Source organism: Arthrobacter sp. FB24 (assembly GCF_000196235.1).
Classification (GTDB): domain Bacteria; phylum Actinomycetota; class Actinomycetes; order Actinomycetales; family Micrococcaceae; genus Arthrobacter.
Genome location: NC_008541.1, coordinates 3716371 through 3739190 on the forward strand (window position 1 = coordinate 3716371; position 22820 = coordinate 3739190).

The 22820-nt window shown below is 64.5% G+C and carries 19 protein-coding genes and 1 pseudogene; 4 read left to right on the top strand and 16 right to left on the bottom strand.

Translation table 11 applies throughout. The features are described 5' to 3' along the window. Positions 1 to 50 precede the first annotated feature (50 nt). Together ARTH_RS16775 and ARTH_RS16780 are read left to right on the top strand one after the other, a co-directional pair. Positions 51 to 881 (top strand): oxidoreductase, encoded by an 831-nt coding sequence (locus ARTH_RS16775; protein ID WP_011693136.1) that lies wholly within the window; start codon positions 51 to 53, stop codon positions 879 to 881. 3 nt (positions 882 to 884) lie between these two features. Beyond that, a complete protein-coding gene (locus ARTH_RS16780) occupies positions 885 to 1853 on the top strand; it encodes an aldo/keto reductase (RefSeq protein ID WP_011693137.1) in 969 nt (322 codons plus the stop codon). Positions 1854 to 1888: 35 nt separating this feature from the next. Here the strand turns inward: ARTH_RS16780 and ARTH_RS16785 are convergent, their stop codons facing one another. From ARTH_RS16785 to ARTH_RS16810, 6 genes are all read right to left on the bottom strand, one after another. Continuing rightward, a complete protein-coding gene (locus tag ARTH_RS16785) occupies positions 1889 to 2560 on the bottom strand; it encodes a DUF1961 family protein (RefSeq protein ID WP_011693138.1) in 672 nt (223 codons plus the stop codon). Continuing rightward, on the bottom strand, positions 2561 to 3262 hold the full coding sequence (locus ARTH_RS16790) for a rhamnogalacturonan acetylesterase (RefSeq protein WP_011693139.1): 702 nt from the start codon (positions 3260 to 3262) through the stop codon (positions 2561 to 2563). 44 nt (positions 3263 to 3306) lie between these two features. Next, positions 3307 to 4179: a carbohydrate ABC transporter permease gene (locus ARTH_RS16795; RefSeq protein ID WP_011693140.1), complete on the bottom strand. Its 873-nt coding sequence runs from the start codon at positions 4177 to 4179 to the stop codon at positions 3307 to 3309. Next, the gene (locus tag ARTH_RS16800; RefSeq protein ID WP_011693141.1) at positions 4179 to 5153 is read right to left on the bottom strand and encodes an ABC transporter permease; all 975 of its coding nucleotides are present in this window, start codon (positions 5151 to 5153) and stop codon (positions 4179 to 4181) included. Before ARTH_RS16800 ends, ARTH_RS16795 begins: the two co-directional genes overlap by 1 nt. Continuing rightward, on the bottom strand, positions 5150 to 6679 hold the full coding sequence (locus tag ARTH_RS16805) for an extracellular solute-binding protein (RefSeq protein WP_011693142.1): 1530 nt from the start codon (positions 6677 to 6679) through the stop codon (positions 5150 to 5152). Before ARTH_RS16805 ends, ARTH_RS16800 begins: the two co-directional genes overlap by 4 nt. 178 nt (positions 6680 to 6857) lie before the next feature. After that, positions 6858 to 7553 carry a YesL family protein gene (locus tag ARTH_RS16810; protein ID WP_011693143.1) on the bottom strand — a complete coding sequence of 232 codons (696 nt, stop codon included), beginning with the start codon at positions 7551 to 7553 and terminating at the stop codon, positions 6858 to 6860. Positions 7554 to 7861: 308 nt separating this feature from the next. Between ARTH_RS16810 and ARTH_RS16815 the strand changes: the two genes are divergently transcribed. After that, complete coding sequence (locus ARTH_RS16815) at positions 7862 to 9964, top strand: DUF6807 family protein (protein WP_011693144.1); 2103 nt, start codon at positions 7862 to 7864, stop codon at positions 9962 to 9964. A 57-nt stretch (positions 9965 to 10021) separates the two neighbouring features. Here the strand turns inward: ARTH_RS16815 and ARTH_RS16820 are convergent. The 7 genes and pseudogenes from ARTH_RS16820 to ARTH_RS16845 all read right to left on the bottom strand — a co-directional run. Next, positions 10022 to 11056 (bottom strand): annotated as a pseudogene (locus ARTH_RS16820) (ABC transporter substrate-binding protein); the annotation flags it as partial. A gap of 12 nt (positions 11057 to 11068) precedes the next feature. Continuing rightward, entirely contained in the window at positions 11069 to 11311 is a 243-nt protein-coding gene (locus ARTH_RS24315; protein ID WP_232223540.1) for a hypothetical protein, read from the bottom strand. Between the two features lie 186 nt (positions 11312 to 11497). Beyond that, the gene (locus ARTH_RS16825; protein WP_011693145.1) at positions 11498 to 12775 is read right to left on the bottom strand and encodes an MFS transporter; all 1278 of its coding nucleotides are present in this window, start codon (positions 12773 to 12775) and stop codon (positions 11498 to 11500) included. Positions 12776 to 12834: 59 nt separating this feature from the next. Continuing rightward, complete coding sequence (locus ARTH_RS16830) at positions 12835 to 13461, bottom strand: hypothetical protein (RefSeq protein ID WP_011693146.1); 627 nt, start codon at positions 13459 to 13461, stop codon at positions 12835 to 12837. A gap of 6 nt (positions 13462 to 13467) precedes the next feature. Next, positions 13468 to 14397: a carbohydrate ABC transporter permease gene (locus ARTH_RS16835; RefSeq protein ID WP_011693147.1), complete on the bottom strand. Its 930-nt coding sequence runs from the start codon at positions 14395 to 14397 to the stop codon at positions 13468 to 13470. After that, positions 14394 to 15347, bottom strand: a complete 954-nt coding sequence (locus ARTH_RS16840; RefSeq protein WP_011693148.1) for a carbohydrate ABC transporter permease — start codon at positions 15345 to 15347, stop codon at positions 14394 to 14396. The genes ARTH_RS16835 and ARTH_RS16840 overlap by 4 nt, the downstream gene beginning before the upstream one ends. Before the next feature lie 45 nt (positions 15348 to 15392). Beyond that, positions 15393 to 16676, bottom strand: a complete 1284-nt coding sequence (locus ARTH_RS16845; RefSeq protein WP_011693149.1) for an ABC transporter substrate-binding protein — start codon at positions 16674 to 16676, stop codon at positions 15393 to 15395. A 183-nt stretch (positions 16677 to 16859) separates the two neighbouring features. On the opposite strand from ARTH_RS16845, the gene ARTH_RS16850 reads away from it, so the two are divergent. After that, positions 16860 to 18875 (top strand): beta-galactosidase, encoded by a 2016-nt coding sequence (locus tag ARTH_RS16850; protein WP_011693150.1) that lies wholly within the window; start codon positions 16860 to 16862, stop codon positions 18873 to 18875. Positions 18876 to 19031: 156 nt separating this feature from the next. Here ARTH_RS16850 and ARTH_RS16855 read toward each other — a convergent pair whose 3' ends face one another. The 3 genes from ARTH_RS16855 to ARTH_RS16865 form a co-directional block, all read right to left on the bottom strand. Further along, positions 19032 to 20393, bottom strand: a complete 1362-nt coding sequence (locus ARTH_RS16855; RefSeq protein ID WP_011693151.1) for an ABC transporter substrate-binding protein — start codon at positions 20391 to 20393, stop codon at positions 19032 to 19034. Positions 20394 to 20621: 228 nt separating this feature from the next. After that, positions 20622 to 21566, bottom strand: a complete 945-nt coding sequence (locus ARTH_RS16860) for a carbohydrate ABC transporter permease (RefSeq protein ID WP_011693152.1) — start codon at positions 21564 to 21566, stop codon at positions 20622 to 20624. After that, entirely contained in the window at positions 21556 to 22500 is a 945-nt protein-coding gene (locus tag ARTH_RS16865; protein ID WP_011693153.1) for a carbohydrate ABC transporter permease, read from the bottom strand. The genes ARTH_RS16860 and ARTH_RS16865 overlap by 11 nt, the downstream gene beginning before the upstream one ends. Positions 22501 to 22820 lie beyond the last annotated feature (320 nt).

Here is a 22820-nt window from a genome sequence, read left to right on the forward strand (position 1 = left end):
TGCCTCCGTCCCGCCCGTACCGCGCACCACCCCACGAAAGGTACACCCTCATGGCTACATGGCTCATCACAGGATGCTCCACCGGACTCGGCAGGGCCCTCGCCCAGGCAGTGCTCGCACACGGCCACAACGCGATCGTCACGGCACGGGACGCCGCCACGCTGCAGGACATCGCAGCTGACTACCCGGACACAGCGCTTGCCCTCCCCCTCGACGTCACCGATCGGGCACAGATCAGTTCGGCGGTGGAGCAGGCCCGAACACGCTTTGGCGGCGTCGACGTGCTCGTCAACAATGCCGGCTACGGCTACCGCGCCGCCGTCGAGGAAGCGGACGACGCCGACATCCGGCGATTGTTCGACACGAATGTTTTCGGCGTCGTCGACATGATCAAAGCGGTCCTTCCGGATATGCGCGCGAAAAGGGGCGGACACATCCTGAACATCTCCTCCATCGGAGCCCGGATCAAACCGGCAGGGTCCGGCTATTACTCGGCCACCAAGGCGGCCCTGGAGGGCCTGTCCGGATCACTCCACAAGGAACTGCAGCCGCTCGGCGTCAACGTGACCGTCATCGAGCCCGGAGCCTTCCGCACCGACTTCGCCGGCCGCTCACTCACGCAGTCTGCGACGGCGATCGAGGACTACACGGAGACGGCAGGGAAACGGCGCAAGGAGAACGACACGATCCACGGCACGCAGCCCGGCGACCCGGCCAAGGCCGCTGAAGCCATCGTGGCCATCGCCGAAAGCAAGAACCCGCCGTCCTTACTGGTGCTGGGGGCGGACGCGTTCAACGCGTTTGGTGCCGTGGCCGAGTCGGAGCGCGCGGAACTGGATCAATGGCGGGACCTGAGCCTCAGCACAGGCATCGAGGGCTGAGGAATGGAGTACACACGGCTGGGCCAGTCCGGCCTGAAGGTCAGCCGCATCGCCCTGGGCTGCATGAGTTTCGGGGACACGTCCCAAGGTTTCAACGAATGGGCACTGGGCGACGACGAAGCCGAGCCGATCTTCCGCCAGGCGGTGGAGCTCGGAATTACGTTCTGGGACACCGCCAACGTCTACGGATTTGGCAGCTCGGAGGAAATCGTGGGACGTGCCATCAGGAAATACACCCGCCGCGAAGACGTGGTGCTCGCCACCAAGGTGCACTTCAAGATGCATGACGGCCCCGGTGGATCCGGCCTGTCCCGCAAAGCCATCATGGAACAAGTGGATGCGTCATTGTCCCGCCTGGGTACCGACTACGTGGACCTCTACCAGATCCACCGCTTCGATCCCGAGGTGCCGATCGAGGAAACGATGGAAGCCCTGCACGACGTCGTCAAGACCGGCAAGGCGCGGTACATCGGCGCCTCGTCGATGTGGGCGTGGCAGTTCGCGAAGATGCAGCACACCGCGGAGCTGCACGGCTGGACGAGATTCGTCTCAATGCAGAACCAGTACAGCCTGATGCAGCGGGAGGAGGAACGCGAGATGTTCCCGCTGCTGGCGGACCAGGGCGTCGGCAGCATCCCGTGGAGCCCGCTCGCCAAGGGGCGCCTCACGAGGCCCTGGGGCGAAGCCACCAAACGCGCCGACTCCGACCCCATGCAGCACCGCTTCTTCAGCGACGGCGACCAACCCATTGCTGATGCCGTGCAGCACGTGGCCCGGGACCTCGGTGTGCCCATGGCCCAGGTGGCGCTGGCATGGGTGCTGCGGAACCCCGCTGTGGCTGCCCCGATCGTCGGCGCCACCAAGACACGCCACCTCACGGACGCGGCGGCTGCCTTGGACATCCGGCTCACCGATGAGGAGGCCCGCCGGCTCGAAGATCCGTACACGGTCCGGATGCCGACCGGTTACTGAACGGCCGTCCTGTCTTGTCGGCCGTAGTGTGGCGGTCAGATCTTCTCGACGGTGAGGTTCCGGTAGGCGGCACGCAGCGGTGCCATCTGCCGGAATCCGAGATAGCCTCCGCCCAGCACCCTGTCCGAGGTGTCCGTCCACGCAAAAAGGGGCAGCCCGTTGATGGAGAACGCCACGCCGGGGCCGTCCTTGACGAGTTCCATGCGGTAGAAATCCCGGGCATCCTCCGTGGGCGGCAACGGATCCGCACCCTGGGCCACCAGTTCAAACCCGGCGCTTTTTCGCAGGTTGCAGGTCCGGAAGGCCCGTTCGGAGTGGTGCTTATGCCGGAAGTAGGAAACATGGAGGGCATCGATGTCCCCCGAGTGGTACTGCGGGTAGTAACCGGTGCGCGGCGCGAGGTCTGCCGAAAACAGGTCCCGGCCGGCGTGGCCGGTTGCCGAAAAGAACACCATGGCCAGTCCCGGCTCCGCGAGGGGCAGGAACTCCCAGCTGACTCGGATGCCGTCCGGGAACTCCACCGGGCACCAGAATGTCCAGTGCGCGTGGTCCCCGAGCTCTTCATCGTCCGCCGGGCCTGATAGTTCGAGTGCGCCGTCGCGGGTGCCCAGGCGCAGGGGTCCTTCCGCCACCCAGCCGGACACGTCGCGCGGCCCGGCAAGCGGATTCGTGTACAGCAGTTCCGGGCCGGGCCGTGTCACACCCACCTAGCCCCTTCCCGCCGCCGCAAGTCCCGCCGTCGAGCCCTTTCGGGAGTCCGCCAGGGCATCCCCGCCGAATCCAAGCAGCGCAAGCCTGCCGGCAACTTCCCCGGCGACCAGCGACGCACCGCGCTGGGAAAAATGCGTGTTGTCCGCCAGCCCGTCCGGCCAGTGGGCGTGCTCGCCGGGAGCGAAATGGCAGAAGAGCGATTTCGATTCCTCGACGCCCAGCTCCGTGTACAGGCCGCGGGTCCAGGTGTTGAGGTCGACGACGGAGAGGTGCAGCTCGAGCGCTATCTCGCGGACCACTTCGGGATAGTCCTCCAGGCTTTCCTCCAGTGCGCCGTCCAGGAAGTGCCGGCGCTCCACCGACGTGCAGAGCACCGGCACCGCACCGAGCGCCCGGACCTCCGCCACCATGCGGCGCAGGTTCGCTGCGAACCCGGTCCTGGCGGCAAGGTGAGGGCGCTTCTGGTCGTTATGGCCGAACTGGATGAGCACCAGGTCGCCCGCTCCTGCTGTTTCCAGGAGCAGGCCCCAGAGCCCTTCGTCGCGGAAGGACTCCGTGCTGGCCCCGCCCTTGGCGAAGTTGTGCACGGCGGCCCAGCTGTAGACATGCCGCGGCAGCCGGGCGCCCCAGCCGCTCATGGGGTACTCATGGGTGGGACAGTTGGCCACCGTGGAATCTCCGGCGAGCAGGATTTTCATGCTGTGCTTTCTATTGGTTGGGCGGGCGTCGGCGGTTCGGTGGCTTAGCCCTTGACGGAGCCGATGAGCATGCCCTTTGCGAAGTGTTTCTGCAGGAACGGGTAGAAGATCAGGATGGGCAGCGTGGCCACCACGATCACGGCGAATTTGATGCCTTGTTCCGGGGGGATGTAGTTCGGGTCCACGTTGCCGGTGCCGAGGAGGTCGGAGGAGGCGGTGACCTGGCGGAGGTACATCTGCAGGGTCCATTTGGAGTTGTCGCTCAGGTAGAGCAGCGGTGACATGAAGTCGTTCCAGATGCCCACGGCGTAGAACAGCGCGAACGTGGCCAGCACGGGTTTGGACAGCGGCAGCAGGATCCGCCAGAGGATCCCGATTTCCGTGGCGCCGTCCATCTTGGCGGACTCTTCGAGTTCGGCGGGGAGTTCCTGGAAGAAGTTCTTGATGATGATCAGGCTGAACGGGTTGATCGCGGCCGGCAGGATCAGTGCCCAGTAGCTGTTGAGCAGGCCGAGGTCCTTGATCAGCAGGAACGTGGGGATCATGCCGCCGGAGAACACCATGGCGAAGACCACCAGGGACAGGATCAGCTGGCGGCCGCGGAGGTTCCGCTTGGCCAGCGGGTAGGCCATGGTGACGGTCAGAATGAGCTGGATGACGGTGCCCACGGCGGTGACCAGCACCGTGGTGATGAGCGCGCGGACGAACGCCGGGGTGGAGAAGATGTATTCGTAGGAACCCAGGCTGAACTGCTCCGGCCAGACGAAGAAGGCCCGGCGGGTGATTTCCGCTTCGGTGGCGAAGGAGCCGGCGAACACGTAGATGAAGGGCAGCAGCGTCAGGACGCCGATCAGTGTCAGGAAGACGTAGTTGGCGCCGTCAAATATCCGGCCGCCGGTGGTGTTGTGGATCTTCATTAGAACAGTCCGCTCTGGTTGAACCGCTTGGCCAGGGCGTTGGTGCCGAAGATCAGCACGATGCCCACCAGGGACTTGAACAGGCCCACCGCGGTGGAGTAAGAGTAGGCGCCCTGGGTGATGCCGACGAAGTACACGTAGGTGTCGAAGACGTCCGCCACGTCGCGGTTGAGCGCGTTGGTCATGAGGTAGATCTGTTCGAACCCGGTGTTCAGCATCTGCCCGATCGCCAGGATGAGCATCACGATGATGGTGGACCGGATGCCCGGAAGCGTAATGTGCCAGACGCGGCGGAACCTGCCAGCGCCGTCGATGATCGCCGCCTCGTACTGGTCCTGGTCCACCGTGGCCAGGGCGGCCAGGAAGATGATGGTTCCCCAGCCGGTGTTCTTCCAGATCTCCTGGAGCACAATGAGCGGCCGGAACCAGGCGGGATCGGACAGGAAATCAATGTCGGTGCCCAAAACGTTGTTGATGAACAGGAACAGCGGCCCGAAATCCAGGGCGAACAACAGGAAGCTCAGCGACGCCACGATGGTCCAGGACAAGAAGTGCGGGATGTAGACCAGGGTCTGGACCGTGCGCTTCAGGATGGACAGCCGGACCTCGTTCAGCAACAACGCCAGCACGATGGTCAGCGGAAACGCGATCCCTAGGTTCAGGAACGCCAGGATCAGGGTGTTGCCCAGCAGCCGGCCGAAATCAGGGTTACCGAAGAAGTCCTGGAAATGCTGGAAACCCACCCACGGGCTGGCATTGACGCCCAGGAACGGGACGTAGTCCTTGAACGCGATGCTGACCCCGTACATCGGGGCGTACCGGAAGACCGCAAAGTAGATGACCCCCGGCAGCAGCAAGAGATAGAGCCACTTGTAGTGCGCGAAGTGGACGGCGAAGCGGCGTCGCCGCCCCGGGGCAGGCGCTGGTGGCGGCGCCTGCTCCGGGGTTTTGACGTCAACGGTGGACGTTGTCACTTGCTGTCCTGCCAGAGCTTGTTGATCTCTTCCTGGACCTTGTCGCCCCCGCTGGTCTTCCACAGCTTGATGGCGTCCTTCAGGCCCTGCTCATCGATCTGGCCGGCCAGGTACTTGATCCGGGCATCGGCCACGATGTTGTCCAGCTGCGCGCCCTTGGCCACGTAGGTAGGCGACACGAAGGCCGCGGCCGGGTTGTAGACGGCACTCTTCAGGTCCTGGGCCATGACCTCAACGCGCTTGTCGAAGACTTTCTGTTCGTAGTCCGAGGCCTGCTTGACGGGGTAGAAGTTGTTGCCGGTGACGTTGGTGCCCAGCTGCGCGTAGCTCTTGATGTCCGTGGCCACAGCCTTGCCTTCAGGGGTTTCGGGCTTGATGGTGGCGGCCTTGCCGTCCTCCACGGTGAAGTTCACGCCTTCGATGCCGTTGTTGAGGAGCACGGCCACGTCCTTGCCGTTCATCGTGTTCAGGAATTCCAGGACGTTCTTCAGTTCAGCCTCGGTGCGGACGCTGGTCTTGGGAATAGCAAGGAACCCGGAGTAGCCGTCCGTCGGGTGTGCGTGCAGTTCGCCGTCCGGTCCCTTGAGGTTGCCGACGAAGCCCACCTTGTTCTGGAAATCGTTCGGGTTGGCCTGCTTGAACAGGTTGATCAGCACGCTGACGCGGGAGTCGACGTCGACAATAATGCCGCCCTTGCCGTTGAAGAATGGCTCGTTCCACTTGGTGCCGTCGAAGGTGGCGAAGTCCGGGTTGATGAGCTTTTCGTCCACCATCTTCTTGACGAACCGGTTGGCTTCCAGGAACTCCTCGGTTTCGAAGCTGGGGATCAGCTTGCCGTCCTTGTCGGTCCAGCGGTTACCGGCCCCGTACCACTCCTCGATGATGTCGTAGGGGCTGTTGGAGCCCAGGGCACCCCACTTGGGAATGGTGATGCCCCAGGTGTCGTTCTGGCCGTTGCCGTCCGGGTCCTGCTCGGTGAAGGCCTTGGCCACGGTGTAGAGGTCCTCGGTGGTTTCGGGTGCCTTCAGTCCCAGCTTGTCCAGCCAGTCCTGGCGGAACATCACTGCTGCGCGGATGGGGTTGCGGGCCCGGAAGACGCCGTAAACCTTGCCGTTCACGCTGGCGTTCTTCTCGACGTCCGGGAAAGTGGTCTTCAGGTTGGGGTACTCGTCAATTTTGTCCGTGAGGTCCCAGAATGCGCCCGCCTCGGCGTTCTTCACGAAGCCCGGCGACTTGCTTTGCACCACCATGACCTGGGGGATTTCGGAGGATGCCAGGGTGATGTTCATCTTGTCCTCGTAGGAGGCGTTCGGCGTCCACGTGATGTTCACGTCCTTGCCGGTGAGCTCCTCGAGCTTCTTCTGCACGGCGCCGTCAGCGGACGGTGGCTGCGCCTCCAGGAACGGCGCCATGACGCTGATCTTCGAGGAATCCGCGGCCGGTGCTTCACCCCCGCTGCACGCTGTGAGGGTAAGTGCGGCGGCGGTCACGACGGCGGCAGCCAGGCTGAGTTTTCTACGGGTCATAGTGTTTTCCTTTTCCACTTCTTCGGGGTTGGTTCCGGATCTAGTCAGTGCAGGTCAGGTGGTGCAGGTGAGGAGGGGCAGTTCAAGAGGTGCAGGTCGGTTGGTGCAGGTCAGGTGGTGCAGCGGGGCGGCAAGATATTGATACGTTTCATTCATGCTCCGGCATATGCCCGGCGCCTCAGGCAGCGGGGGCTCCGGCCATTACCGCCGGGCGCGCGGTGCCGGCGGCATCCCTGGCCGCGGCATCCCCGGCCGCGCCGGTCACGGATTCGTCGTTCGCAGTGAAGAACCGGTCGCACAGCCAGCCGGTCACGTAGAGCCACGCTCCGACGCTGAAGAACGGGATCAGCCCGGGGAGGGCCTGGCTGGCGAACAGCACTGCGGCGGTCACGAAGAGCAGGATTGCCGTGCCCGCGAGGTGCCTGAGCGCAAACCGCGAGGACATCAGGAGGTACTGCGGGAGCGGAAGCTCATAGCGGGCAAACATCGGGAAGAGGTGGCAGGCCACGGCCACCAGGAAAATCGCGGCCACGAACGCGCCGGCAGCCATCAGCTGGGACAGGAGGTCGCCGGAGCGGGAGAAGTAGTTCCAGTTCAGGGCCAGGGCCGCTCCGGCAAGCAGGACCGGCAGCGCCAGTCCGTTGCCGCGGCCGAAGTTGCGGCCATATTCCACGGTGAAGGAGCGAAGCAGCGGAGCAGCCTCGCCCCGGACCCTGCGGCGCACCAGGATCTGCGCCGCCGCCGTGGCGGGGCCCACGCCCAGTACACCCAGGCCGGCAAGCGAGAACACCAGCCACAGCAGATTCAGGCATGCAATCCACAGCACGGTGTCGAAGAATGAATATGCCTTGGCGCTAAAACTTCCAGCCAGCACAGCTAGCCCCCTTCGGATCTCCATCGTTGCAGAAACGGGGGCCGCAGTGGTCCACGTCACGTTAGTAAGCGGTTTCTCGAAAATCTAGACGCTTTTGAAGCGGCGGTCAAGGTGAATTTTGAATCGTTACATAATGAACCTGCTGGGGTTAGACTGATGGCGAGAGCAATTTGGAAAGCGCTTACCACAACTGTCAGCGGGCCGAACCGGCCTACGCTGATAGCACCCGGTAGCGGGCCTCCGCCCGGCGATTTCCGGCAAACGACACCGACGTCAATACCCCGTCCCGGGGACAGAAGAGGAGAGCCATGGGCACCCTGTCCGCGCCAGTCCCGGAAGAACGCAAAATCCCCACAACGGAACGCACAATCATCTCCGCCGCGGCGAGGGTTGCACTGGTGGGAGTCCACGGCTTCGGAACCCACCACCTCCGCAACCTCGAAAGGCTCCAGAAGGACGGGGCCGTTACCCTCGTGGCTGTTGCCGACCCGAATCCGCCGGCCAGCGGCGCTCTCCCTCCCGAAACGGCAGTCTTTGGCAATCTCGACGACCTCCTGGCCGCAACACCGGAACTCGACCTCGTCATTGTGGCCACGCCCATTCAGACGCACGCACCCTTGGCGCTCACGACCCTCCCCCACGCCGACCTGTACCTGGAAAAGCCCCCGGTCTCTTCCCTGGCCGACTTCAACCGGCTGCAGGAGGCCGCCGCGGCTGCCGGACGGAGTGTCCAGGTCGGCTTCCAGAGCCTCGGCTCCCATGCCCTCAAGGCGATCGAGGACCTGCTCAACGCCGGCGAAATCGGCACCCTCCTGGGAATCTCCGCCACCGGCCGCTGGGTGCGGGACCGCGCGTACTACAAGCGGTCCCGCTGGGCCGGGAAGCGAAGCCTGGACGGCGTCGACGTCGTGGACGGCGTGGCCACCAACCCGCTGGCGCACGCCATCGCCACTGCCTTGAGGATCGCCGGCGCACGGACCGTGGGCGACCTCGCCTCCGTGGAAACGGACCTCTACCGGGCCAACGACATCGAATCCGACGACACCTCCGTCATCCGCGTACGCACCGCCTCCGGCCTTCCCGTCACCTGCGCGCTGACCCTCTGCGCCACGGAGTCCGTGGAACCGTACGTCACCCTGCAGGGCAGCGAAGGAACCGCGGTGTTCCACTACACCGAAGACCGCCTCAGCGTCAGCACCGCAGCCGGCGAACGCCACGAGGTGTTTGGCCGGGACGACCTCACCGGGAACCTGCTGGACCATCTGCGGCACCGCCGCCACGACCAGCACGGACGCGCGCCGCTGATCAGCTCGCTCGCGGACAGCGGCGCGTTCATGCGTGTGCTGGAAGCCATCCGCACCGCCGAAGCCCCGGCTCTCATCGCCGGGCAGCACCTGGAGTGGGTGGGCGACGGCGACTCGGCCCACGCCGTGGTCTCCGGTATCGAAGATGCCCTGGAACGCGCGACGGCGGCGCACGCCACCTTCAGCGAACTGGGCCTGCCCTGGGCCCGGCCTGCGGCTGATGATGCGGATACGTTGTCGCTTTCCGTGCGGGACGCCGGGCACGACGGCGGAGCAGCAACCGGCGCGCACAGCGGCGCCACTGCGCTGGCCACCCTGCGGAACGGCTCGGGCGTCGCAGCCCGGCTCTCTCCCCGTCCCTACCTGCATCCGGTGCGTTCGCTCGGCGGCGTCATCGTCACCGACCACTTACCGGCGGACCACCCGTGGCACCTCGGCGCCGGCATCGCCCTGCAGGATGTGAACGGCACGAACTTCTGGGGCGGGAAAACCTACACCCGCGCTTCCGGGCGATATGAGGAACACCCGGACCACGGCCGGATCGTGCAGCTGTCCGCAGAGCCCGGACCGCCGGGCGGCGACTCGTTCCACCAGGAACTCAGCTGGCAGGCACTGGACGGCCTCGAACTGCTGCGCGAGCACCGGACCGTCCGCGCCCGCCGGGTGGACGCCCGCACCTGGCGGCTGGACCTGGCAACGGAACTTACCGCCGTCGTCGACGCTTCGCTGGGTGGTCCTGGCTCCAACGGCGCCGCCGGAAGCGGCTACGGCGGGTTCTTCTGGCGGCTGCCCGCGTGTTCCGCCGTGAATGTCTTTACTGCCGACCGGCAGGGCGAGGCAGCTGTCCACGGCGCCGCCGCGCCGTGGCTGGCCTGGACAGGGACCTTCCCCGGCGGCGCGGCCAGCCTGGTGTTCGCCGCCCCTGCCGAGGCGCCGGACCCCTGGTTCGTCCGCCTGTCCGGCTACCCCGGTGTGGGCTCCGCCCTGGCCTGGGACCGGCCCGCGATCCTCGCCGCGGGAGAATCCGTCCGGCGCTCTTTCACGGTGTGGATCGCCGACGGCACGCTGTCCCCCGCGGAAGCTGCGGTAGTGGCCGATCACCGGTGACCTGGCACGCCAGGCCGGAACAGCCGCACCGCGTTGGCTGAATGCTGACCGAGTGCGCTAGCTCAGTGCGCTCTTGAGTTCCTCCATCGACTTCTTCGCGGCTTCCTCCGGGCTCACCCTGCCAAAGTGGACCTCGGTGGTGAAGCGGGTGAGGATCTCCGAGGCGGGGCTGGACCCTGCCGGCGGGACAACAGGAGCATCGCCCACTTCATCCGCAATGTCGTTGATGAAGGCGGCCGTGGCGGCGTCCGCCGCGCTCAGCTTGGGCGTAATGGCATCGCGCACTTCGGTATTGCCGGGGATGCCGCGGTCAGCCAGCGCAATTTCGCCGGCCTCGACGCTGTTGGACAGGAAGTCGATGAACTGCTGGGCTTCCTTCGGGTGCTTGGTCCGCGAGCTTGCGGACCAGAGCTGGGACGCTTTGTAGTATTGCTGCGCCGATTTGGCGTTACCGTCGGTGCTCGGCGGGCGCTTTATTTCCAGCGCCTGGCCGGAGGCCTTGGTCAGGGCGCCGAGCTGGTTGGACCACAGCCAGCCCATGGCGAACTTGTTCGTGGCCAGTCCCGTCTGGTCCAGCGCGGCGGTGGCCTCTTCGGTCATGACCGAAGCCGGCGGCACCGCCTTCGCATCGCGAAGGCCGGCCTGGAACTCGAAGTATTCCGTGGCGTCAGCCTCATCGAACCCCAACTTTCCGTCCGAAGAGAAGAGGGACTTGCCATGCTGGCGCAACCAAAGATTGAAGGATGCATCGCCGGTGATTGATCCGGAACCGTAGATGCCGGCCTTGCTGTTGGCCGTGATGTCTGCAGCCGTCTTCTCGTACTCCTGCCAGGTCCAGGACTCGTCGTCCGGCAGGGCCACGCCGCTGGCGGACACCAGTGCGGGGTTGGCCACTACCACCAGCGCATTCATGCCGGCTGTCACCGCAAACTGCCCTTCCGGTGTCTTGCCGGCATCGGCTGCAGCCTTGTCGAACTTGGACAGATCCACGTCCTTCAGGTTCAGGAGCGCCCCGCGCTTGGCGTACTCACCGAGGTACTGAAGGTCCATCTGGATGATGTCCGGGGCCTGCTGCGATGCCACCTGGGTGGCGAGTTTGTCCCACTAGCCGGACCACTCCCCGTATTCACCCTCGATCTTGATGTTCGGGTTCTTGGCCTCGAACGCGTCAATCAACTTCTGGGTCATCTTGTGCCGCACGTCCGAGCCCCACCAGGTAAACCGCAGGGTCACCGGGCCGCCCGCTTCGGACTGCGCACCGCCCCCGCAGCCTGAGAGGGTCAGTGCCAGGGCGGCTGCCACCGCCGCAATCTTGGGAGTCCGGGATTTCAGGGCGCGAAAAATCATTCGATGTCCTCTGTGACGGCTGGGTTTGGCGGGATTCGTTTAGGCGAGAAAACGCTTTCTCACCTACCCTAAATGTGCGCCGCGTCACAGTCAAGGAGTAGCTTGCCTTTTGCCGGTTTTGGCCGGAATGGCCCGCGCTTGGCGGCCGTTACCGGCAAATGGCGGCAGAAAAACGTGCCTGCGTGGTCAGGCAGCAGCAGCCCGCCGTCGGGCGTTCAGCCACATCAGCAGCCCGATGACTGCGGCGGAGAGCATGCCGAGAGCGCCCGTCACAACGAGGCCGGCACGGACACCGAACTCTTCCGTCAGCCAGCCGGCCAGCAGCCCGCCGAGGGCGTGGCCGCCCAGCAGCAGCGGCAGGTAGAGCGCCAGGACGCGCCCGCGGACTTCCGCGCCGGCTTCCAGCTGGACGGTGGTGGCCGCGCTGGTAAGGAAAAGCAGCGTCATGACCCCAACCAGGACCAGCATGGCCACGAACAGCTCCTGCGTGGGCATGAGCGCGGCCACGAGCTGGGTCAGCCCGAACAGCCCGGCACTCACCACGATCCCCCGCCGTCCCAAAGTCCGCAGCCGCGCGGCCAGCAGCGCGCCCGCAAGGGCACCAGCGGCGCTGAACGTATTGAAGATGCCGAAGCCCGCCGCGCCGCTGTGCCACACATCTTCGGCGAACGCCGCCAGTACCACCGGCCCGTTCATGCCAAACGCGCCGAGGAGCCCGGCCAGCAGCATCACCAGCAGGAGGGAAGGCCGGCCTCGGACGTAGCGGAAGCCAGCGAGGACCTGCCCGCGGCCCCGGAGAGGCGGCGGGCCGGGATAGAGCCGGGACGTCCGGATCGCTGCGATCAAGCCAATAACCGCCAGGCACACCGCAGCGTTCGCGGCGAAGGCAGCTGCGGAACCTGCCTTGGCGATCAGCAGGCCGCCGAGGGCGGGTCCCGCCATCGCGCCGAGCTGGCCGATCGCGTTGTTCAACCCGATCGCGGGGCGCAGTGCGGCGTCCCCCACCACCTCGTTCACGAACACCTGGCGGGCCGGACCATCGACGGCGGACGTGATGCCCAGCGCCACGCAACAGGCGTACACGGCCCAGACGGTGATGCCGCCGCCGGCGTCGAGGGCCGCGAGGGCCAGGGCCAGCAGCGCGGTGATGGACTGGCAGATCAGCAGGATGCGGCGCTTCGGGAACAGGTCCACCAGGATGCCGCTGAGCGGGCCCACCACCAGCATGGGCAGGAACTGAAGCGCCACCGCCACGCCCACGGCGGCGGGACTGCCTGTCAGTTGCAGGACCAGCCAGTCCTGGGCCAGGCGCTGCATCCAGACGCCGGTGCTGCCTGCGAGCTGAATGGCGATGAAGAGCCGGTAGTTGCGCTGCGCCAGCGGGTGGTACCAACGCAGCGGCCCGTCTGATGCTTGTCTTGCGTTTTGGAGGGACTCGGCGGACTGGGTGCGGTCGGAAGACACGTCTGGCTCAACTCGGTAGTGAAGTGGACCTGCTGGAACGGGATGTGGCGCTGGTGGTGCTACGCGCGTGCCGAGCGCATCTTGACGGCGGCCGAGGCAAGGATCAGGGTGCCGGGAACCACAACGAACAGGGCTGCCAGCATCCAGACGAACACAACTCCGGCGAAGAGGGCGGCGGCCAGCAGGAGGGAACCCGTCCAGTCGCGGAGCGAAATAGTCTTGGCGGCCTCAATGGCCGCTGTCCAGGCGATGCCTGGAGCCGGGCTGCCCGCAACGTCAGCCCATGCAGCAGCGGTGCGCAGCAGCAGGACGGCTGCGGCGGCAGCGAGGACGAGGGTTGCCGGCAGGACCACTTCCCGGCCCGGCAGTTGCCCCACCCATGCGAGCAACAGGTTAAGGACAATCACGACGGCGGCTGCCGCCGTCGTGATTCCAATCTTCCAGCTGCCCGGGAGCGCCGAACGGAAGGTGTCCCAGAGGGCGCGGAGGGAGTCATCCTTGCCGGAAAGGTGGCGTTCGAGGTGCGCAATGCCGGCGGCATAGGCGGCGGGGATGGTGACCAGCGGAATGGACAGCACCAGCACCAGCACTCCGGCCAGGAGGGTCTCGGAAAACAGGGCGAAGCGGTTTACCGGGATACGGTCGTCGTGGCCTGACGCGGGTGTGGTGCTGTCCATGATGCTCATTTCCTGTCAGCCCTTGAGGCCCTGGGTGGAGACGCCTTCAACAATGTAGCGCTGGAAGACCAGGAAGAAGATCAACACCGGCAGCAGTGCCAGGACGGACATGGCGATCATGGCTCCGTAGTCAGAGGACTGGGTCTGATCCACGAAGAGGCGCAGGGCAAGTGGCAGCGGGTACTTTTCCGGGGTGTTGAGGTAGAGCAGGGGGCCCAGGAAGTCGTTCCAGCTCCAGATGAAGGAGAAGATCGACGTCGAAATCAGGGCAGGTTTCATCAGCGGCAGCATGATCGAGGTGAAGATCCGGACGTGGCCGGCGCCGTCGATGCGTGCCGCTTCATCCAGTTCCGCCGGCAGGTTCCGCATGAACTGGACCATCAGGAACACGAAGAACGCGTCGGCGGCGAGGAACTTGCCGATCAGCAGAGGGATGTAGGTGTCCACGAGGCCCAGCTGCTGGAAGATGATGTACTGCGGGATGATCACCACGTGGAACGGCAGCAGCAGGGTGGCAATCATCATGCCGAAGAGCGCGCTGCGGCCCGGGAACTTGATCCGCGCGAACGCGTAGGCCGAAACGCTGGCCGAGAGGATGGTGCCCACGACGGCGCCGATGGCCAGGACCAGCGAGTTGGTGAAGAACTGCAGGGTGGACACCCCGCCGATCCCCTCCATGGCGGTGGTGAAGTTGTCGAAGCTGAAGTTGCTGGACCACAGGGAGGTGTTGGTGCCGCCGATTTCAGCGTTCGGCTTGAAGGATGAGGCCACCATCCAGAGCGCCGGGTAGAGGACGACGGCCGTCAGGGCAAGCGCCACGATGTGGAAGATGAGGCTCTTGGCGCGCTTGGCACCCACGGACTCGGACTTCGGGTTGTAGTCGGGTGCCGGAGCGGGGACGGTGCCGCCGGCTTTCGGTTGGGTGGGTGTTGCCATGGTTGTCATTTCGAATCACCGCTGTAGTGGACCCAGGACTTGGAGGTCTTGAAGAAGATGAGCGTGATGATGCCGACCACGATCACCAGGAGCCAGGCCATCGCCGAGGCGTAGCCCATCCGGAAGTCGGAGAAGCCGCGCAGGTAGAGGTAGAGGGTGTAGAAGAGGGTGGACCCGGCCGGGCCGCCTTCACCGTTGGAGATGATGTAGGCCGAGGCGAAGATCTGGAACGCGTGGATGGTTTCCATCAGCAGGTTGAAGAAGATCACCGGGGAGAGCATGGGCCAGGTGATGTTGAAGAACTTCCGCACCGGGCCGGCACCGTCCATGGAGGCGGCTTCGTAGAGGTCGGCGGGGATTTGCTTCAGGCCGGCGAGGAAGATCACCATCGGGGCGCCGAACTGCCAGACGGTCAGGAGGATCATCATGGGCATGGTCATGGAGGGGTTGCCCACCCAGCCGCCGAGGTTGATCCCGAAGAAGGACAGGCCCTGGTCCACCGGGCCGGCGTCGCCGAACATCGCCTTCCAGACGATAGCGATCGAGACGGACGCGCCGATCAGGGAGGGGGCGTAGAACGCCGAGCGGTAGAACCCCTGCCCCTTGCGCTTGCTGTTCAGCAGCATGGCCACTGCCAGTGCGGCGGCGAGCTTGAGCGGGGTGCCGAAGACCACGTAGGACAGGGTCACGCCCACCGACTGCAGGAACCGTTCGTCCTGGAACAGGGTGGTGTAGTTGTCCAGGCCGATCCATTTGGGCGGTTCGAAGAGGTTGTAGTTGGTGAAGGACAGGTAGAGCGAGGAGATCATCGGGCCCACGGTCAGGGCGATGAATCCCAGCAGCCAGGGCAGCAGGAAGGTGTAGCCGGCGCGGGCATCCGCCCCCCGCTGCCGCGACTTGCGCGGCAGCGGTGGGGTGGACGACGTCGAACGCCTACTCAGGGTTGGGATTTGAGTCACGAGTTCATTCCGTCAGTTGTGAACGTCGGGCAGACAATACGCTGCTCAGGCGTTCTGCTTGATGAGGTCTTCGGCTTCCTTGAACCAGGCGTCGGCCGCCGAGTCAACGGTCAGCTTGCCGAAGTTGAGGTCCGAGCTGATGCGCTTGAAGGAGGCTTCCAGGGTGCCGAAACCGACGATGGGCGGCTCGGGTGCATCCTTGAGGTACTTTTCGATGGACTTCTCGTAGTCCACCACGATCTTGTCGGTGCCCTCGAAGGTGGTGCCGTCGCGTTGTTTCTTCGAGGCGGGAACGCCGCGGGAGGTCTTGAAGATCTGGCCCACCTCGGGGTCGTTGATCATGAAGTCGATGAAGCGTGCGGAGGCATCCTTGAACTTTGTCTTGGCGCTGGCCACCATGAGCATCGAGGGCTTGAGGAACAGGCCCAGATTGTCCGGGTCGTCGGAGGGAACGGGGACAATCTTCAGTTCCTTGGCGCCACTGTCCGCGAGGTAGCCGGCCATGAAGTTGTCCCAGGTGTTTTCCGCAACGGTCACCTTGGAGCCAAAAGGCGACTTGGGTGCCAGCTGGGTGACCCGTTCCTCGGAGACCAGGGCAGGGGTACCGCGCAGGTCCGAAGCCATGTTCCACCAGGTCTTCAGGTCGTCCTTGCTGAAGCCGAGCTTGCCGTCCTCGGTGAAGGCTTCAATGTTCTTCTGGCGGAGCCAGATGTTGAACTGCCACCAGATGCCGGTGAAGTCCGTGGAACCGAAGATGGTGCCGTTGCCCTTGGCGCCGACCTCCTTGAGCCAGGCCTTGTATTCGTCATAGGTCCAGCTGCCGTCGGGCTCGGAAACGCCGAGGGTCTTGAGCTTGGCAGGATCATAGTAGACGGCGAAAGCGTTGGTGCTGGTGGGGATGCCGTAGGTCTTGCCCTTGATCTGGCCGGACGGCAGCAGCGACTTGTCGAAGCCCGAAGTGTCAATCTTTACGGTGCCGAGGTCCAGGAGCTGGTTCCGCTGGCCATAGTCCCGCAGGTAGGAGAGGTCCCACTGCATCACGTCAGGCAGGCCGCCGCCGGCAGCTTCGGTGGCGCGCTTCTGCCAGTAGCCGGCAAAGTCGGTGAAGTTGCCGTTGACCTTGATGTCGGGGTTCTTCGACTCGAACAGTTCGATGGCCTTGCGGGTGCGGGCGGCACGGTCATCGTTGCCCCACCAGGTGTAATTGATGGTGACAGGATTCTGCGCCGATCCGGTCTGTGCGGGAGCGGACTGTCCGCATGCAGCCAGGGCAGCGGCAGATGCGGTGCCCAGCGCCACGGTGGTGAGGAAATTCCTTCTGCTGATCATTAGAGCCTCCTTGCTCGGTTGTGTAAGCCCGACTCCCTGTGATTCTCTTCGACGAGGGTAGTGACCTGTCTTACACGTGCTTTCTGAAACGATACAATATCCTCATTCCCACATTTGGGCAAGCGTTTTCCAAACATCTGCTTTCATGCCATGATCGTGCACCGGCCTCGACGAAGGAGTCACATGTCATCCCAGGAAAATCCCACTCCACCCGCAGTGTGGAGCAGCCTCGAAGGTATCGCCTACGGGGGCGACTACAACCCCGAGCAGTGGCCTGTCAGCACCCGGCAGGAAGACCTGGACCTCATGAAGGAAGCCGGCGTCACGTTCCTCAGCGTGGGCATTTTTTCCTGGGGCCTGCTGGAACCGTCCGAGGGCGACTACGATTTTGGCTGGCTGGACGACGCCCTGGACAACCTGGCAGCAGCAGGCATCAAGGTGGCCCTCGCGACCGCAACCGCCGCGCCCCCGGCATGGTTGGTGCGCAAGCACCCGGAAATCCTCCCGGTCACCGCTGACGGAACCGTGCTGGGGCCGGGCTCCCGGCGGCACTACACGCCGTCGTCGGCCGTTTACCGGCGGTACGCAACCGGCATCACCCGGGTGCTGGCAGAGCGCTACAAGGACCACCCGGCACTGGCGCTGTGGCACGTGGACAACGAACTCGGCTGCCACGTTTCGGAGTTCTACGGCGACGAGGACGCCACTGCCTTCCGCCGTTGGCTTGAGCGTCGGTACGGGAGCATCGATGCCCTGAACGCGGCGTGGGGAACGGCGTTCTGGTCCCAGCACTACTCCTCGTTCGAGGAGGTCCTGCCGCCAGCGGCGGCGCCGTCCACGCTTAATCCGGGGCAGCAGCTGGACTTCCAGCGCTTCAGCTCCTGGGCCCTGATGGACTATTACCGCGCCCTCCTCGAGGTGCTGCGCGACGTAACGCCCGGGGTGCCTGCCACCACCAACCTCATGGTTTCCAGCGCCACCAAATCCATGGACTACTTCGACTGGGCCAAGGACCTGGACGTGATCGCCAACGACCACTACCTCGTGGCCGCCGATCCGGAGCGTCAGATCGAACTTGCGTTCAGTGCGGACCTCACGCGCGGCGTTGCCGGCGGTGACCCGTGGATACTGATGGAACATTCGACGTCGGCAGTGAACTGGCAGCCCCGCAACCAGCCCAAGATGCCCGGCGAAATGCTGCGCAACTCCCTGGCGCACGTGGCCCGCGGCGCTGATGCCGTTATGTTCTTCCAGTGGCGGCAGAGCTTCGCCGGTTCGGAGAAGTTCCACTCCGCTATGGTGCCCCACGGCGGACGGGACACCCGCATCTTCCACGAGGTGGTGGGGCTCGGCGCCGCACTCCAGAAGCTGGCCGCGGTGCGGGGATCGCGCGTTGAGTCGCGCGTGGCCATCGTCTTCGACTACGAGGCCTGGTGGGCCAGCGAACTCGATTCCCACCCCAGCCAGGACGTGAAATACCTCGACCTGATGCGCGCCTTCCACCGCTCGCTGTTCCTGCGCGGGGTTTCGACGGATTTTGTGCACCCTTCCGCCTCCCTGGAGGGCTACGACCTGGTGCTGGTGTGCACCCTGTACAACGTCACCGACCCGGCTGCCGCCAGCATCGCATCGGCTGCCCGCGCCGGCGCAACAGTCCTGGTGAGCTATTTCAGCGGGATTGTGGACGAACAGGACCACATCCGCCTCGGCGGGTACCCGGGCGCCTTCCGGGAGCTGCTGGGCATCAGGGTGGAGGAATTCCACCCCCTGCTGACCGGTGCCACGGCCAAGCTCAGCGACGGCCGAGTGGGCACGGTATGGAGCGAGCACGTGCACTTGGCCGGGGCTGAACCGGTACAGACGTTCACTGAATACCCGTTGGAGGGCGTCCCCGCCCTGACCCGGCGCTCCGTCGGAACGGGCTCGGCCTGGTACCTGGCCACCTTCCCGGACCGCGACGGCATCGAGGCGCTGGTGGACCGGTTGCTCGCTGATTCCGGAGTTTCCGCAGTGGCGGAGGCGGACCAGGGCGTTGAACTGACGCGACGCCGCACCGGCGACGGCACCAGCTTCATCTTCGCCATCAACCACTCACGCGCCGATGCCACGGTCCGCGTGGCAGGGGCAGAGCTGCTGTCCGGCGAGCGGTTCACCGGCACGGTTCCGGCTGGCGGCGTGGCGGTGATCGCGGAGGACTGACCCGGAACGGGAAGGCTTGGGCGGCCTAAGGCAGCCCAGGCGGTACGGCCGGGACGCTCCACCGCACCATGACAAAGGCCTGTCCGCAGAGCCTGGCCTAAAAGGTCAGGCGCTGCGGACAGGCCCCGGGGTTTTCCGGCTATTCAGCCCTGCGTTCTAGCTGCTGATGGCTGATTTCATTTCATCGACTGCCTTCTTGCCGGCTTCCTCCGTGGACAGCCGGTTGAAGAGAACCTCCGAGGTGTAGCGCTTGACGATTTCCTGGATGGCACCCGCGCCCTTCGGCGGCGGTGCCGGAGCCTCGCCAAGTTCGCCCTTGATCTGGTCAATGAACTTGACCACCTTGATGTCGGCGGGGGTCAGCTTGGGTGCGATTGCCGCCCGGACATCGGAGTTGGGATAAACGCCGCGGTCGGCCAGGAGGGTTTCGCCGGCCTTGGTGTTGTTGGCCAGGAAGTTGATGAATTTCGCGGTTTCTTCCGGATGCTTGGTGCGTGAAGAAGCTGACCAGAACTGCGAGGCCTTGTACCAAAGCTTGGCGTCCGCGGAGCTGCCGGTCTTGGACGGGAACCGCAGGATCTGAAGTTCTCCGCCGGCAGCCTTCTCCAGCGCCGGCAGCTGGTTGGACCACCAGAACGCGAGCCCGTTCTTGCCTGTCGCCAGGCCGCTCTGGTCCAGCGGTGCCGCCTCGGCCTCAACCACCTCCGAGGCTGAGGGCACGGCCTTCTTCTCGCTGAGTTCCTTCAGGAACGCCCACCATTCGGCGATGTCGCCCGGCTCGAAGCCCAGCTTGCCGTCGCTGGTGTACAGCGACTTGCCGTTCTGCCGCAGCCATACGCCGAGCGAGGCTTCATCGGTGCCGTAGGCGGCAGCGCCGTAGGTGCCCTTTGGCGACTTCGCAGTGACCTCGGCAGCGATGCGCTCGAAGTCCTCCCAGGTCCAGGTCTTGTCGTCCGGCAGCGCAACGCCTGCGGCCTTGAAGACTGCCGGGTTGGCCAGGATGGTTGCAGCGTTGATGCCGGCGGCAATCCCCGTCAGGCCGTCCTCGCTCTTCCCGGCGTTGAGGGCGGCTTCGTCAAACTTTGACGTGTCAATGTCGTACTTGGAAAGGTCCAGCAGGGCGCCGCGGCTGGAGTACTCCGTGATGTATTTTTCGTCCATCTGGATGATGTCCGGGGCGTCGTTGGCAGCAACCTGCGTGGCGAGCTTGTCCCAGTAACCGCTCCAGTCGCCGAACTCCGGCTTGATCTTGATGTTCGGGTTCTCAGCCTCGAATGCCGCGATCGCGGCCTGCGTCAGTTGCGCCCGCTTGTCTCCTCCCCACCAGGAGAAGCGGAGTTCAACCTTGCCATCGGCACTTTGCGGGGCGGCTCCCCCGCCGCAGGCACTGAGGGCAAGTACGACGGCGGCAGCTGCGGCGACTGCGCCGGTTCGGCGAAGCCTCCGCCCGGCCCGGGCGGATGTGGCCTCTGCTACGCCACGACTGGCGGCTGAGGCAGGGCGGGAAAATAGCGGCACTGGATTCTCCGATCTTCTTTGATCTTGAAAGCTGATTGAGTTCGACATTGAGTGAGCTGGAAAGTTGCGAGAAAACGCTTTCTCATCACTGATAATACAAGCAAGCCACTTGTATTACAAGACGTTTGGCCAGCTGTTTTAAACAGCTGATTTATGCAGCGCCCAACAAAACGGGGTGGACGGGCGACGAACGCCCATCCACCCCGCGCAGACGTGAGCCGGCAGGCTTTATTTGATGCCCGTCGTCGCGATTCCCTTGATCAGGAAGCGCTGCCCGAACAGGAACACCAGGAACACCGGCAGCAGGGACACGATGGACATCGCGAAGAGAGAACCCCAGCTCGTGGCTGACTGCGAGTCCACGAAGGCCCGCAACGCCACCGGAACGGTGAACATGTCCGGATCAGTCAGGTAGATGAGCGCCCCGAAGAAGTCGTTCCACGTCCAGATGAACGTGAAGATGGTGGTGGTAGCCAGGGCCGGCACCATCAGCGGCAGGATGACCCGCAGGAAGATGCGCGGATGCCCGGCGCCGTCGATCCTCGCGGCCTCATCCAGCTCCTTGGGAATGCCCCGAATGAACTGCACCATGAGGAACACGAAGAACGCGTCCGTCGCCAGGAGCTTGGGCACAATGAGCGGCCAGAAGGTGTTCACCCAGCCGATCTGCGAGAACAGGATGTACTGCGGAACGATGATCACGTGGAATGGCAGCATGATGGTCAAGAGCATGATGCCGAAAAACAGCTTCTTGCCGGTGAACTGAAGCCGGGCGAACGCATAGGCCGCCATGGAGCAGGAGATCAGGTTCCCCAGGATGGACCCCAGCACCACGATCGCGGAGTTGAGCATGTAATGTCCGAACGGGTGGGTCAGGGCAGACCAGCCGTCGGTGTAGTTGCCCATTTCCAGACTGTTCAGCCACAGTCCCGGCTCGCGGAAGATCAGCTCATTGGGCCGCAGCGACGACACAACCATCCACAGGAGCGGATAAATCATCAGGCCGCCGGCGACGATCAGGATGGCGTGCTTCATCAGCGCCTTGCTGCGCTGCGTCCGGCTGAACGCCAGGGTCCCCCTGGACTCCCGCACCTTGGGCTTGCGGTTCGTAGGCTTGCCGGCACCGGGCGTCTTCTTGTCCGGAGCGGGCAGCGTCTCAAGCTTAGTCGTCATAGAAAACCCAATACTTAGAAGCGATGAAGTTGATGGCGGTGAACACGCCGATGATGACCAGCAGGAACCAGGCCATGGCGGAGGCGTAGCCCATGTCGAACTGGCCGAAGCCCTTTTGGTAGAGGTACAGGGTGAAGAACATCGTCGAATCGGAAGGACCGCCATTGCCGCCGGAGACGATGAACGCCTGGGTGAATGACTGGAATGAGCCGATGATCTGGAGCACCAGGTTGAAGAAGATGATGGGGCTGAGCATCGGCATGGTGATCCGCCGGAACTGCTGCAGCGTACTTGCACCGTCGACCTTGGCCGCCTCGTAGTACATGACCGGGATCTGCCGCAGGCCGGCCAGGAAGATGATCATCGGAGCGCCGAACGTCCAGACGTGCAGCAGGATGATCGACCCCAGGGCAGTGCTGGGATCCGAGATCCAGCCGGGCCCTTGGACGCCGAACATGGCCAGGACCTGGTTCACCAGGCCCGTGGTGCCGAAGATCTGCTTCCAGAGGATGGCCACAGCCACTGAGCCGCCCAGGAGGGAGGGCAGGTAGAACACCGAACGGTAGAACGGCAGTCCGCGCAGGCCTTTATCAAGAACCAGCGCGATCAACAGCGCGACGGCCAGCTGGAGCGGTACGCCAACGAAGACGTACGTGAACGTCACCCGCAGCGAATTGTGCAGCCGGGCGTCGCTGAGCATGCGGGTGAAGTTGTCCAGTCCGGTCCATTCCGGCGGCTGGAGCAGGTTGTAGTCCGTAAAGGACAGGTACAGGGACATCAGCATGGGGCCGATGGTGATGGCGACGAGCCCCACCAGCCATGGCAGCAGGAAGATATAGGCAGCCTTGTTGTCGCGGCCGTTGGCCTTCTTCTCCTCAGCGGTGGCTTTGCCCTTGCGGCGGGAGATCGAGCTGAGTTCGCTAATGGCGCTCACTGCGTCAACTCCGTCCGGCAGAGCAGGCCCGCTGCCGCCGGCATGTGTGCCGGGCGCGTAGCCCTGGGGATGTGTTTAGCGGCCATGTGGTCTCCTTTGGTCATCGTGGCCCTCCACGTCTTGGCGATCGTCTGCGCGATCAGTGTATGCACCGCCCTTGTGGCCGATCCGGCCGTCCTGCAGGATCTCCCGCAACGGCCTCTTCCGGCACCTTGCGAGGGTGCTGAACAACAGCGGCTTTGTACCAAAGTAAACGGTTTCTTGACTCCTGTATAGCCCTTTGTTAGTTTTTGAGAAAACGTTTTCTGCTACGCGGGGCA